The following is a 13,885-nucleotide window of genomic DNA, read 5'->3' on the forward strand; positions in this document are numbered from 1 at the left end:
CCGAGGAAGACACTCGGATTCCGGAAGCCTTCCGAGGTTATCCTCGACCTGATCAACGCAGCATGATACGATTCACGCAATCAAATCAGAAGCAACACAGGTGTTGCAACGATCACTAGAACCCGCCCCTCACTACTTTGGCTCCCCTCTGTGAGGGGAGCTGTCCGCGTAGCGGACTGAGGGGAGTAATACCGACGGATAACAAATGTGGGTCGTGCGTTGCCGCACGACCCACAGCGATGTCGCCGTACGAGGCGAATGGCTACTTCTTCTTGGTGTACATCTGGGTGTTGAGGAGGGTGGCGTAGCGCTTGATGACCTTCGGGCGGATCACCTTGAGGGAGGCGGTCATCAGGCCGTTCTCCTGGGTGAAGTCCTCGGGCAGGATGATGAACTTGCGCACCGACTCGGCGCGGGAGACGCCCTCGTTGGCTTGATCGACCCACTTCTGCACCTCGGCGCGCACGGCCGCGTTGGCCGCCGCGTCCTCGAGCGACATGTCGCGGTCGAGGCCCTTCGCCTCAAGCCACGGGCGCAGCGTCTCCTCGTCCAGCGTGATGAGCGCGGAGATGAACGGGCGCTTGTCGCCGAGCACGAGTGCGTGCGAGACGAACTCGCAGCGCTGGATCACCTCTTCGATCGGACCGGGAGCCACGTTCTTGCCGCCTGCGGTGATGATGAGGTCCTTCTTGCGGCCGGTGATGTACAGGAACCCGTCGTCGTCCAGCCGGCCCAGGTCGCCGGTCGCATGCCAGCCGTCCGGCGTGAACGCGTTCTCGGTCGCCTCGTCGTTCTTGTGATAACGGTGGAACACGACCGGGCCGCCGACCTGGATCTCGCCATCCTCGGCGATGCGGATCTTGAAACTCGGGAACGGCACACCAACCGAGCCTTCGTGGAACGGCACGCCGAGCGGGTTGAACGCGCACGGCGCGGTCGTCTCCGTCAGGCCGTAGCCCTCGTAGACCGGGATGTTCGCGCCGCGGAAGAAGTTCATGAGCTCCGGGTCGAGCGGGGCGCCGCCCGAGACGATCCACTTGGTGCGGCCGCCGAGCGCCTCGCGCAGCGACTGGTAGACGATCGGATCGAACGAGGCGCGGCGCACGGCGGTGAGCTTCTTGGCCTTGCCGAACTCGCTGACCTCCTTCATGTACTGCTGCGCCGCGGTGACGGCCGCCGCGAACACGACGCCCCTCGCGCCGTGACCGGCCTTCTGCGAGGCCGCGTTGTACACCTTCTCAAGCACGCGGGGCACCACGATCATCACGGTCGGGCGCGCGACCTGCAGGTCGGCGAGCAGCGTCTTGATGCCGGTCGCGATGTAGATGCGCATGCTGCTGGCCACGCAGATGTAGTTGATCGCGCGTGCGAACGTGTGCGCCTGCGGCAGGAACAGCAGGATGGAACCGGACTTGTCGTGCTGCAGCAGGTCGGGCATGTAGTCGCGCAGGTTGAACGCGTCCGTGCAGTAGTTCTCGTGCGTCATCTCGACGCCCTTCGGCGCGGACGTGGATCCGGACGTGTAGATGATCGAGCACAGGTCGGTCTTCTTGAGTGAACCGATGCGCTCGTCGAGCTGCTCGTCGCTCACCGAGCTGCCGTAGGCCGCGATCTCGTCGAGGCCACCCGTCTCGATGCAGATGATGTGCTCGAGCGACGGGCATTCCTCGATCGCGCCGTCCGCCTTCTCGCGCATGGCGGTGTCCTGCACGATGAGCAGTCGGGCGTCGGAGTTGTTCACGATGTTGCGGATCTGCTCGGCCGAATCGGTGTCGTAGATCGACGCGAGCACGCCGCCGCACGCCATGATCGCCGCGTCGGCGAGATCCCACTCATACGAGGTGCGGCACATGAACGCGACCGCGTCACCCTTCTTCAGGCCGTAGTGGATCAGGCCCTTGGCGACCTTGCGCACTTCGGCGAGGAACTCGTTGGCGGTCTTGGTCACCCATTCGCCGTTCGCCTTGAATGTGTACAGCGGTTCGTCGCCCATGCGCTGCGCGCGGTCCTCGTACACGCTGTAGATGGTCGTGTGCTCGTCGAGCGGCGGGTTGCCTGCGGTTTCGGCGGTCAGCAGTCCCGTCGTCGGGTCGATGAACGTGGTGGTCGGGTATCCCGGGCCCCATTCGTCGGTGTGCGGCAGATCGCGGTTCTCGTCGACGATGTCGTCGGGGGAGACGTAGTCCGGCGCGTCGGATGTGTCGTCGCTGACCGGGTGGACGAAGTCGCCGCCCAATCGCAGCGCCTTCTGCACGAGACCGGCCGTTCGTTTGTTCAGTGAGGTGATGACGGACACGAAAACTCTCCTTGACGTTCTCAAACCATTGCGATGGTCAATCAATCTTCACATCTTAATCGTTCTTCGCCGACCCGTCACCTTACGGTAGCGTAGGGAAGGGCCATATCTCGCCGTTTTCGGATGACATACCGTCGCGCAGACGATTGGCGCGCGTCGTTGCAGCATGTTGCATACGTATTCACTACGTGGGACGTCCACGCCGAAGTTCCGCTGAACCGCTACACTGGGGCGGTGTAAGCAATGGTTGCTTAGGAAAGAAAGGGCTCTCATGGCTGAAACCCAGGAAGCCACCGTGTCGTTTGGTGTTCTCAACGAAACATCGGAGCATGAGTCGCGCGTCGCCCTGACGCCGGACATCGTCGCACGGTTGCGCAAGGCGGGCGTGTCCTGTCTGATCGAACGCGGCGCGGGACTCGCCGCACAATATACGGATGATGATTATACGAAGGCCGGTGCGTCCGTACTGCCGGCCGACGAGGTGATCGCCAAGGCCGACGCGCTCGGATTCGTCGACCGGCCGTCCACGGAACTGCTCGGACGGCTCAAGCCGGGCACGTGGGTGATCGGCATGCTCGGCTCCTTCACCGACGCCGAGTACGTGGCCGCGCTCGACAAGGCCGGACTGGTCGGTGTGGCGATGGAGAAGCTGCCGCGTCAGCTCAGCTCCGCGCAGTCGATGGACGAGATGACCTCGCAGAACTCCGTGATGGGCTACAAGGCCGCGCTCGTCGCCGCCAACGCCTACGGATCGTTCTTCCCGATGATGACCACCGCCGCCGGCACCATCCGCCCGGCCAAGGTGCTCATCCTCGGCGCCGGCATCGCCGGCCTTCAGGCCATCGGCACGGCGCGCCGGCTCGGCGCGGTCGTCACCGCGTACGACGTGCGCCCGGCCTCGCGCGGCGAGGTCGAATCGCTCGGCGCGAAGTTTCTCGATCTCGGCCTCGACTTTTCGGCAGGCCAGGGCGAAGGCGGCTACGCGCGCGCCCTCACCCCCGAGGAACAGGCCGCCCAGCAGGCGGCGGTCGACCAGAAGGCCGCCGGCTTCGACGTCATCATCACCACCGCGAAGGTGCCCGGCCGCAAGCCGCCGGTGCTGCTCACCAAGGCCGGCGTGGACGGCCTCAAGCGCGGCGCCGTGATCGTCGACTGCGCGGCCAGCGACCTCGGCGGCAACGTCGAAGGCTCCACGGTCGGCACGAGCGTCACCGACGGCGGCGTCACCATCATCGGCGCGCCGTATCTGGCCAGCGACGTCTCCAACACCGCCGCGAACCTGCTCGCCCGCAACGTCGGCGACGTGCTCGCACACTTCGTCAAGGACGGCAGGCTGAGCATCGACCTGAACGAGGAACTCGACGACGCGCTCATCGTCGCCGGTCGGCCCGCTGCGGCCCCGGCGCAGGCGTAAGGGAAGAAAGGGGAACCCAATCATGGATATCGTCGTAGCGATCACCCTGTTCGTACTGGCGCTGCTCATCGGCGTCGAGGTCATCGGCAAGGTGCCGGCGACCCTGCACACGCCGCTCATGTCCGGCGCGAACTCCATCCACGGCATCGTCATCGTCGGCGTCGTCATCGTCGCCGCGCACGCCACCAGCCCGCTCGCCTGGGTGTTCATCTTCCTCGCCGCGGTGCTCGGCACGATGAACGTCGTCGGCGGCTATGTGGTCACCGACCGCATGCTCGAGATGTTCAAGTCCGACAAGACCAAGAAGCAGGACGCCGACAAGAACGAGGAGGCCAAGTAAATGGGTACGCTGGAACAGACGCTGGGCACGCCGCTCGGCGTCGTCGAATGGTTCGTCTACCTGCTGGCCGCCGTCATGTTCGTCATCGGCCTGCACCTCATGAACTCGCCGAAGACCGCCCGCCGCGGCAACCTGATCTCCGCCGCCGGCATGGTCATGGCCTGCGTCATGGCGTTCATCGTGCTGTTCGCCGGCGAGATCGGCAACGGCTTCCAGCATGGCGTCGCCGTCGCGCTGCTCGTCGCCGGCATCGCGATCGGCGCGATCGCGGGCGTGTGGAGCGCCAAGAAGGTCAAGATGACCGACATGCCGCAGCTCGTGTCCGTGTTCAACACGGTCGGCGGCGGCGCGGCCGCGCTTGTCGCGCTTAACGACATCCTCAACTCCGAGGACGCCGCAGGCCCCGGCCTCGTCGTGCTCATCACCGCCGGTCTCGGCATCATGATCGGCTCGGTCACGTTCACCGGCTCGCTCGTCGCCGCCGGCAAGCTGCAGGGCGTCAAGTTCCTCAGGAAGCTCACCCTGCCGGCCAAGGGCGTGTGGAACATCGCGTTCATTGCGCTCACCGTCGTGGCGTTCGTCATGCTGTGCGTGCAGCCGTCCAACGCGGTGCTCTGGTGCATCCTGACCACCGTGTTCGCCCTCGGCTACGGTCTCGTGTTCGTCATCCCGATCGGCGGCGCCGACATGCCCGTCGTCATCTCCGTGCTCAACGCGTGCACCGGCACCGCCGTCGCCATGAGTGGCCTCGCGATCAACAACATCGCGCTCATCGTCGCCGGCGCGCTCGTCGGCGCGGCCGGCGTGACCCTGTCGCTCGCCATGAGCAAGGCCATGAACCGTCCGCTCATGAGCGTCCTCGCCGGCGGATTCGGTGGCGGCTCCGATGCGGCCGCGGGCGGCGAAGGCCCCGAAGGCACCATGAAGGAGACCTCGGCCGACGATGTGGCCGTCCAGCTCGTCTACGCCGACAAGGTCATCTTCGTGCCCGGCTTCGGTCTGGCGCAGGCGCAGGCGCAGCGCGAGCTCGCCGACCTGGGCGAGCTGCTCAAGGGCCACGGCGTCGAGGTCGAATACGCGATCCATCCGGTCGCCGGCCGTATGCCCGGCCATATGAACGTGCTGCTCGCCGAAGCCAACGTGCCCTACGAGGAGCTCGTCGACCTCGACGACATCAACCCGCAGTTCCCGAGCGCCAACGTCGCCCTCGTCGTCGGCGCGAACGACGTCACCAACCCGGCCGCCCGCCGGCCCGGCACCCCGGTTTCGGGCATGCCGATCCTCGACGTCGACAAGGCGCAGAACGTCGTCGTCATGAAGCGCGGTCGCGGCAAGGGCTACGCCGGCATCGAGAACGAGCTGTACTTCAAGGACAACACGCAGATGCTCTTCGGCGACGCGAAGGCGGGACTGCAAGCCGTCATCGCAGCCGTAAAGGAGCTCATCGCGTAACGCGTTCGACGCTGACGACAGTGGCTCCCCTCTGTGAGGGGAGCTGTCGAACGAAGTGAGACTGAGGGGAGCAGGCGGGTCGACCTCTTGCTCCCCTCAGTCAGCTTCGCTGACAGCTCCCCTCACGAGGGGAGCCACTGTGCAGGGTGACGGCTACTGCCATGTCACCGGGACGGCTCCCCTCAGAGAGGGGAGCCGCTGTCGTATGTGGGCTCAGAGCCCGAACGCGCCGCGCACGAAGCCGGTGACCTTGCGCCAGTAGACGTCCGGGGCGGTGCTGGCGCTCATTGCATGTCCGGCGCCGGCAATGAGCAGCCGATCCCGGTGCAGGCTCGCGCATGCCTGATAATTGCGATCAAGAAACGACGGGTCGACGAAGGCGTCGGCCGCGCCGTGGATGAACAGCATCGGGATCGTGGCATGCCTGAGCGACGCCACGCTCGACGCCTCTTCGAAGCCATATCCCGCCGTCCGACGGCATGCAGCGCTCATCGCCTTGACCACCGGCATGGCAAGCCATTTGTTCGGCAGCCGGTATAGGCCCTTCGCGTTGAACAGGAATTGATCCCACACGGACGTATATCCGCAGTCCTCGATTGCCGCGACCACGTTGCGCGGCAGATCGGGCTCGCCGACCGTCATCATCACGCACGCCGCGCCCATCGACAGACCATCCAGCAGAATTCGCGCGTCGGGATCGCTGTCGACGATCAGCCGTATCCACGCCATCAGGTCGCGACGCTCCAGCCAACCCATGCCGGTATACCGACCCTCGCTCAACTCATGGCCGCGCATCGCAGGAGCAAGCACCGTGAAGCCAAGGCGTGCGAACCGGTGCGCGTATTTCGCCATCTCGGCCGGCGTCCCCGTGTAGCCGTGCATGCAGATTGCATACAGATGCGGTTGCGGCGAAACGCAATCGGGGTCAAGCAGCCAGCCGTGCAGCCGCAGTTCATCCTCGCTGAACGTGACGACCGGCTGTTTCGACTCGTCAAACCATCGTGCGGCCTCGGCCTCCTCGCCGGCGTCCCGGTGCGGGCCCTCCAGATCCGCGCCCTTGACCTTGCCGGCTCTGACGAGTTTCATCATCGACCATGGGAACTGCGTGTCGATCGTGAATCGAAACATGATCTCGCCCGCCCCGCACAGCAGGCTGGCTGTTGCAGCGGCAACCCCGGTGCCGATCAGAACATTGCGTGTAACCAGCTTCATCGCATCCTCGATTCCCTGCCTGTCGTTCCGTTTGGATCGACTGAGCCCATCCTTCTCCGTGTGGCGGTTTTCGCTCGCTGACGATCCCGTCAGCGAGCGAAAACCGCCACACGCGGCGCTGCTTCCCATTGTAGGTCCGTCCTGCCCGCTCTGTCCGGCATCCGTGTATACTGGTGAGCTGTTGCTTTGGCGAGGGAAGAGCAGCTCGTAAGAGTCCTGTTCTTCCGTAATCGACTCGGCGTATGGCTCACCTCCTTGGTGCGTTCTGCGACGCGTCGTGGCGTCAAACAGACAGAACGACAAGTAACAAACCAAGGAGACCAATCATGGCTACCACCATCAAGCTCGAGGGCGAAGTCCGCGACGAGTTCGGCAAGGGCGCTGCCCGCCGTATGCGCGTCGCCAAGCAGATCCCGGCGACCATCTACGCCGGCGGCGAGGCCCCGGTGTTCGTCAAGCTCCCGATGAAGGAGACCACCCTGTCCCTGCGTCACACCAACGCGCTGTTCTCCATCGCGTTCGGCGACGAGACCAAGCTGGCCGTCGTCAAGGACGTGCAGCGCAACCCCGTCAAGCGCATCGTCGAGCACGTTGACTTCTACGAGGTCAAGGCCGGCGAGAAGATCGACGTCGAGGTGCCGGTGTTCGTCGAGGGCACCCCGAAGGGCGTCGCCGTCGCGTTCGTCGACGTGCAGGAGCTCAAGGTCCGCGCCGATGTCGCCAACCTGCCGGAGAAGATCGTCGTGAACGTCGACGGCCTGACCGACGGCACCAAGGTCCTGCTCAAGGACGTCGTCCTGCCGGAGGGCGTCGAGCTCGACATGGATGACCTCGAGGAGTCCGTCGTCACCGTCGAGGTGCCGGAGGATGCCACCGAGTCCACCGCCGCTCCGGAAGCCGACGCCGCTGCCGCCCCGGCTGACTCCGCTGCCGCTCCGGCCGCCGACGCCAAGTGATCCGTCCGGGCGAGTCCCGGGCAGCCGATGATTCGAGAGAGTCGATAGCATATTGATATATGCCGCATCGATAACGCGAAGGTCCGTACGAGACGAACTTGTACGGGCCTTCGTGCATTCGTACGACCCATCGACCCGCCGTACGAGCCGCCTCCGGACCATCCGCAACCGATATTCATAATGTGAAACTCACATGCCCGCCGGCGCGGGTATGTGAGAGAGTATCAACCAGAACCGGTGCCACAAGCGCCGATGTAACACCATCACATGCCGGCCGCGGCGTACGCAGCATAACGGGCACCGCGAGCGGCATCGTACAAAAGAAGTTAGCAATGACTGAACAATCCCATCACGATCCCGCGGCGCTCGACAAGCTCACCGAGCCGTTCACCGTGCTGCCGAACGACAACCCGGCCTCCGATGCGAAGCGCAACGAACTCATCGACAAGCCGGCCTTCGGTCAGGTCTTCTCCGACAACATGGCCCACATGACCTGGACCAAGGGCGAAGGCTGGGGCGACCGCCGCATCGAGCCGTACGCGCCGCTGAAGATGGACCCGGGCGCATCCGTGCTGCACTACGCGCAGGAATGCTTCGAAGGCCTCAAGGCCTACCGTCACGCCGACGGCTCCACGTGGCTGTTCCGCCCGGACGCGAACGCCGAGCGTTTCCAGAACTCCGCCAAGCGCTTGTACCTGCCGGAACTGCCGATCGACGACTTCCTCGGCTCCGTGGCCGCGCTCGTCAAGCGCGACGTGAACTGGGTGCCGTCTCGCCGTGAGTACACGCTGTACATGCGTCCGTTCATGTTCGCCTCCGAGCCGTTCCTCGGCGTGCGCGCCCCGCAGGAGGTCGACTACTGCGTGATCGCCTCCCCGTCCGGCCCGTACTTCCCGGGCGGCGTGAAGCCGGTGAGCATCTGGGTCGAGGACAAGTGGTTCCGCACCGGCCCTGGCGGCACCGGTTTCGCCAAGTGCGGCGGCAACTACGCGGCCTCCCTGCTCGGCGAATACACGGGCATCGCGAACGGCTGCGAGCAGGTGTGCTTCGTGGACGCCGCCACCAAGACCTACCTTGAGGAGCTCGGCGGCATGAACATGATGGTCGTGCACAAGGACGGCCATGTCGAGACCCCGTCGCTGACCGGTAACATCCTGCCGGGCGTCACCCGCCGCTCGCTGATCCAGCTGCTGCAGGACGACGGCCACGACGTCGTCGAGACGATGATCGCGCTCGACCAGCTGCTCGAGGACATCAAGTCCGGCGAGGTCACCGAGGTGTTCGCCTGCGGCACCGCCGCCATCATCACCCCGATCGGCCGCTTCAAGTCCGAGAAGTTCGACGTGACCGTCGCCGACGGCGGCTCCGGCGAACTGACCGTGGCGCTGCGCAACCAGCTGCTCGGCATCCAGCTTGGCGAGATCGAGGATCCGCACAACTGGATGTGGCGTGTATGCTGATTGAGATTCGTTCTCATTAACGAGTGATGAGGGACCCTTGCGGATAGTGATATTCGCAAGGGTTCTTTTCATATTCGGTACGGTGACGGTCGGCCGTAATTTTTTTTAACATTGACTTTCTATGCTGGCCGATTGTGTCTGAGAACAATGGTGAGAAGAAGGATATAAGCGGCCGTCTGCGGCCGTTCGCCGATGCGGTGATGACGTCGTGGCGGACAAGTGTGTATGCGTTGCGCAGGCGGCCGGCGCGTACGGTGGCGATGTGGCTGTCGATGCTGGTGATGATGGCGATGCCGTCGTTGCAGGTGTGGCTGATCGGCTGGGCGTGCGGACCGGACGGGCTTGGTTCCGGTAGCGAGCTTGGCGCCGGACGGTTCGCGGTGATCCTCGTGGTGCTGACGGTGGGCGCGGTGTTGATGTCGGTGTCGTCGTCGCTGGCGCAGAACATGCGTGATCTGTTGCAGGAGCCGTTGATGGCCGAATACCAGTCCGACCTGACCGACGCGCTGGCAGGTCTGACCCCGGCGCAGACGTTGGATGACGAGGTGACGACGCAGGTGCGTGCGGCGCGTGACGCGATCCCGTACAACGTGGCCTCGCAGGCTGCGGACGCGACTTCGGTGGTCGGCGCGCTCGTGTCGATGGTCATGCTGGCCGGCTCTTTGTGGCATATGCATCCGCTGGCCGCGGTCATGATCGCGTTGGCGATGATCCCCGAGCTGCTGGCGCAGTTCGGCGTGGAGAAGCTCACGAACGAACTGTGGCCGAAGCGCGGCCGGGAGTCGCGTCGCGCGAATTATTTCGAGCGACTGTTGGATTATCCGCCGTCGAGCACGGAGATCGCGGCCACGGCCGGCTCGTTCGGCATCCCCGAACAGGCTCGCGTTCGCTATTTCAACATGGCGGGCATGTGGGAGCGGATCTCGTGGCGCACGGTGCAGCTGACCGGCATCAGCTCGCTTGTGTTCGCGTTGCTGACCGGCGGCGCGTTCTGGCTGATATTGACGTCCGGCCGTGCGTCTTCGGCGAGCATCCCGGCCGCGCTGGTGGGTATCATGACCGGTTTGTCGGTGACGCGTACCACGGGCGAGGCGTTCGGCAACCTCATGGCGTCCACGCCGATGATCCTCGCCTACGAGCGGCTCATGAACCTGCTGCACGCGAACCCAGAGATTCCCGTGACTCCTGCGTCGGCCGGTTCGGTCGGCGTGCACGTGGAGCATCTGACCTACGCGTATCCGATTGCCGCGAAGGACGACGACGAGTCGGACGGTGGCGGTGATGCCGTGGAGGATGACGACAAGCCGGTGCCGGCCGTCCAGTCTCCGGCGTTGGACGACGTGTCGTTGAACGTCGAACCGGGATCGATCGTCGCGCTGGTGGGCGAGAACGGGTCGGGCAAGACCACGCTCGTTAAACTCATCGCCGGCATCCTCGATGCGCCGGACGGCGCTGTCGCACTGACTGCCGGCACGGCCGATGACAATCGTCGTGTCTTGCGTTCGTGGGCCGATCGGCTGGGCGCGTCAAGCATGGTGTTCCAGGACTTCACGCATATCGAGGTGACCGTGCGCGAGTTCATCGACCCCGCATCCCGTCACACGGACGACGAACTGCGCGACGGTCTGCAACTCGCCCGCGCCCTCGACATCGTGACCGGACTGCCGGGCGGGCTGGATGCGCAGCTCGGCCAGGAATGGGGCGGTGTGGGCTTGTCGGGCGGCCAATGGCAGCGTCTCGCGCTGGTGCGCACGTTCCTGTCCGGCAAACCGTTGTGGATACTGGACGAGCCGACCGCCGCGGTGGACGCGACCGCCGAGGCCGCGATCTACCATGACCTGATCGCCAACCGGCCGTCCGGCGTCACCGTGATCGTCATCAGCCACCGGCCACGCGTCCTGACCACCATGGACCGGATCATCGTCCTCGACCACGGCCACATCGGCGAAACCGGCACCTACCGTCAGTTGGTCGACCGCAACGGTGCCTTCGCTCGGCTCGTCAACGACAGTCTCGAATAGATCGTCGCGCGATCATCACGTATGTCACGTACGTCACGCACGTCGAACCGGTCATCGTGCCTATACTGAGCTGACATTCGCAGCAAGGAGGTTCGATGATGAACGATGCGATGACGAACGACAGTGGGATCGCCGGGCGATTCGCCGGCAAATACGCGGTGGTGACCGGCGGCGCGCGTGGCATCAGTTATGCATCCGCCGAACGCATGGCCGTGGAAGGACTGGCCGGCGTGATCCTGGCCGACCTCAACGGCGAACAGGCGGAGCAGAGCGCGTCGGCGCTCGACGAACGATACGGGTGCAAGGCGTACGGCATCAAGGTCGACGTGGCCAAGCCGCACAGCGTCGAAGCGTTGTTCGCCCGCACCGGAGAACTGTTCCCGCGGTTGGATATTCTGGTCAACGGCGCCGGCGCCTGCCCGACCACGCCGATCGAGGATCTGGACGCCGATCAGTGGGACTGGTGCATGAACATCAACCTGCGTGGCGCCCACCTGTGCGTGCGCGAGGCGATCACAACCATGAAGCCGCAACGCTCCGGGGCGATCGTGAACATCGCCTCGTTGGCCGCGCGCATCGGCGGCATCGCCTCGTCGGTCAGCTACGCTGCGTCCAAGGGCGGTCTGTTGACCGCGACGCGCAGCTACGCGAAGCTGCTCGGCCAGTACGGCATCCGCGTGAACGCCGTCTGCCCGGGCGTGATCAACACGGCGATGACCGCCGGCACCGGCTACACCGCGGCCGGCATCCCGCTCGGACGTCTCGGCGAAACCGACGACGTGGCCGGCGTAATCGCGTTCCTCGCCAGCGACGACGCCTGCTACATCACCGGCCAGGGCATCGACGTCAACGGCGGGGTTTACATGAACTGAGCAGTGGGGGTGTTGTTTGAAATAATGGCTGATGCGGAATGACAGAAATGCTGCGAGCGGTGCGTCCGCTAGTGCTAAGTGTGTCTCTCTCTTTTCTTAGCTACACTTATCGTGATAAGTGTAGCTAAGAAAAGAGAAAACCGTGGATAATGACGAAGTGCTGAAGATTCCGGCTACGATTTTGGAGCAGCACGTATGGCATATTGCGGATGACGCGCCGGTTTCTCGTTCTCGTCGTTCGCGAGACAATGACCAGTATGAGTCGACGATTCCCGCGACTTTGGCGGATTGGAATTTTTCCATACCGACCTCCATCGCCGCTCAAGCTGAGGACGCGGCCACGGCATTGGCTCGATTCGACTCGTATTCTTCTTCGCGATTGGGGGAGGGGAATCATGTACTTGGTCCTATGAGTGCGGTTTTGCTGCGGACGGAGGCAACGTCGTCGTCGCAGATCGAGCATCTGACGGTTGGCGCGAAGAATCTTGCCCTCGAAACCATTCATGAAGGAACGAGCGGCAATGCGGCTATCGTAGTGGGCAATGTGCGGGCCATGGAGGCTGCGCTCGAACTTGGCCGGTATATGGACGAGCAGCATGTGTTGGCAATGCATCGTGCGTTGCTGCTTGCTCAACCGGGATGGGAAGAACAGGCCGGGCAATATCGTACCGGGCTGGTGTGGGTCGGTACTGATTCATACAGTCCGAGAGGCGCGTCCCATGTAGCTCCGCAGCCGGAACGGGTCGGTGATGCGATGGCGGATCTGGTGCGGTTCATTGGCAGAGACGATCTGCCGGTAGTGGTGCAGTGCGCCATCGCCCATGCCCAGTTCGAGACGATTCATCCGTTCGCGGATGGCAATGGTCGACGCGGAAGGGCATTGGTGCACGCGATCCTGCGCAATAAAGGTCTTGTCCGCACTACGACTCCACCGGTTTCCGCTGGTTTGCTGCGTGACACCGAAGCATATTTCAACGCGCTGACGGCCTTTCGTAAAGGTGATGCGGCTCCCATCGTGGAATCGTTCGTGGAGGCGTGTCTGTTTGCGGCGGCGAGCGGACGGCAACTGATCGATGATCTGGTCGATCAGCTTGATACCGCGAAATCGGCATTGCGAGGAGTGCGCTCGGATTCTCCGGTGTGGCGAATCGTACCTCAGCTGATTGCCCAGCCCATCGTTACGACGGCGTATCTGTGCGATTCGCTTGGGTTAAGCAAGCCGCAGGCAGAGCGCGCGGTAAAACGTCTCGAAGAAGCCGGGGTACTGACGCGACGTGGTGGAGCACGTCGTAATGTCATCTGGGAGCATCGCGGAATTCTCGATGTCCTGGACGAGTACGCCGCCGGTCTGAGGAGAGGGTGAGTAATGTTTCCAAAGTTTATGACAGCTGCTATGTTGTCCATGAATGCCCCGGATCGTCACTCATGCGAAACATCATGAAACCCCGGGGATTTCTCGTTATTCAGTATTAGTGGGCGTGATATTAGCTTGTAGCCTAATCGCGTCGGCGTGTTCTTCGCGAAGTCTCTCCACTCATTCATCGGTTTCTTGTCGAATAAAGCGGGAAGAGATGCCGGGGGAATACCCCCGGCAACTTGGAACCTCACCCTTACGGGACAAAGCATATTCATTGTGACAAAACAGTTTATGTTACGCAAGTCGGGAATAACGAACGTAATCTGCTCAATATCCGATGACTGGGTAACCCCTTGCTGGTTTGAAGGGTTGATTCGTTGATTTCTGCAAGCTTCGTCAGTTGTGTTTTCGTTGCAATGAAGCTGTTCTGGTGACGCTCACGAGATTCGTTAATTGCCGTCGATTTCGCTGTTCTCCGCGGCCATTGTGTCCCGGTTGTGTCCGC

10 protein-coding genes are annotated in these 13,885 nt (G+C 63.6%); 8 read left to right on the forward strand and 2 right to left on the reverse strand.

Annotated elements, in window-relative coordinates:
- Positions 1-262 precede the first annotated feature (262 nt).
- Complete coding sequence (locus DSM100688_RS10565) at positions 263-2,296, reverse strand: AMP-dependent synthetase/ligase (protein WP_152359062.1); 2,034 nt, start codon at positions 2,294-2,296, stop codon at positions 263-265.
- A gap of 271 nt (positions 2,297-2,567) precedes the next feature.
- Between DSM100688_RS10565 and DSM100688_RS10570 the strand changes: the two genes are divergently transcribed.
- Genes DSM100688_RS10570 through DSM100688_RS10580 form a run of 3 tightly spaced genes read left to right on the forward strand, consistent with a single transcriptional unit; the run spans position 2,568 to position 5,502 of the window.
- A complete protein-coding gene (locus DSM100688_RS10570; protein ID WP_152359063.1) occupies positions 2,568-3,710 on the forward strand; it encodes an NAD(P) transhydrogenase subunit alpha in 1,143 nt (380 codons plus the stop codon).
- 22 nt (positions 3,711-3,732) lie between these two features.
- The gene (locus DSM100688_RS10575) at positions 3,733-4,050 is read left to right on the forward strand and encodes an NAD(P) transhydrogenase subunit alpha part 2 (protein ID WP_152359064.1); all 318 of its coding nucleotides are present in this window, start codon (positions 3,733-3,735) and stop codon (positions 4,048-4,050) included.
- Entirely contained in the window at positions 4,051-5,502 is a 1,452-nt protein-coding gene (locus DSM100688_RS10580) for an NAD(P)(+) transhydrogenase (Re/Si-specific) subunit beta (RefSeq protein ID WP_152359065.1), read from the forward strand.
- Positions 5,503-5,715: 213 nt separating this feature from the next.
- Here the strand turns inward: DSM100688_RS10580 and DSM100688_RS10585 are convergent, their stop codons facing one another.
- The gene (locus DSM100688_RS10585) at positions 5,716-6,714 is read right to left on the reverse strand and encodes an alpha/beta hydrolase (protein WP_152359066.1); all 999 of its coding nucleotides are present in this window, start codon (positions 6,712-6,714) and stop codon (positions 5,716-5,718) included.
- A gap of 326 nt (positions 6,715-7,040) precedes the next feature.
- Here DSM100688_RS10585 and DSM100688_RS10590 point away from each other — a divergent pair, with 326 nt between their 5' ends.
- The 5 genes from DSM100688_RS10590 to DSM100688_RS10610 all read left to right on the forward strand — a co-directional run bounded on the left by DSM100688_RS10590 (position 7,041) and on the right by DSM100688_RS10610 (position 13,386).
- Positions 7,041-7,670 (forward strand): 50S ribosomal protein L25/general stress protein Ctc, encoded by a 630-nt coding sequence (locus DSM100688_RS10590; protein WP_152359067.1) that lies wholly within the window; start codon positions 7,041-7,043, stop codon positions 7,668-7,670.
- 332 nt (positions 7,671-8,002) lie between these two features.
- On the forward strand, positions 8,003-9,130 hold the full coding sequence (locus DSM100688_RS10595) for a branched-chain amino acid aminotransferase (RefSeq protein WP_152359068.1): 1,128 nt from the start codon (positions 8,003-8,005) through the stop codon (positions 9,128-9,130).
- Between the two features lie 134 nt (positions 9,131-9,264).
- Positions 9,265-11,151 (forward strand): ATP-binding cassette domain-containing protein, encoded by a 1,887-nt coding sequence (locus tag DSM100688_RS10600; RefSeq protein WP_240811859.1) that lies wholly within the window; start codon positions 9,265-9,267, stop codon positions 11,149-11,151.
- Between the two features lie 95 nt (positions 11,152-11,246).
- Positions 11,247-12,023, forward strand: a complete 777-nt coding sequence (locus DSM100688_RS10605) for an SDR family NAD(P)-dependent oxidoreductase (protein ID WP_204316741.1) — start codon at positions 11,247-11,249, stop codon at positions 12,021-12,023.
- Between the two features lie 142 nt (positions 12,024-12,165).
- The gene (locus DSM100688_RS10610; RefSeq protein ID WP_240811860.1) at positions 12,166-13,386 is read left to right on the forward strand and encodes a Fic family protein; all 1,221 of its coding nucleotides are present in this window, start codon (positions 12,166-12,168) and stop codon (positions 13,384-13,386) included.
- Positions 13,387-13,885 lie beyond the last annotated feature (499 nt).

The sequence above is a fragment of the Bifidobacterium ramosum genome, assembly GCF_009299505.1.
Lineage (GTDB): Bacteria > Actinomycetota > Actinomycetes > Actinomycetales > Bifidobacteriaceae > Bifidobacterium > Bifidobacterium ramosum.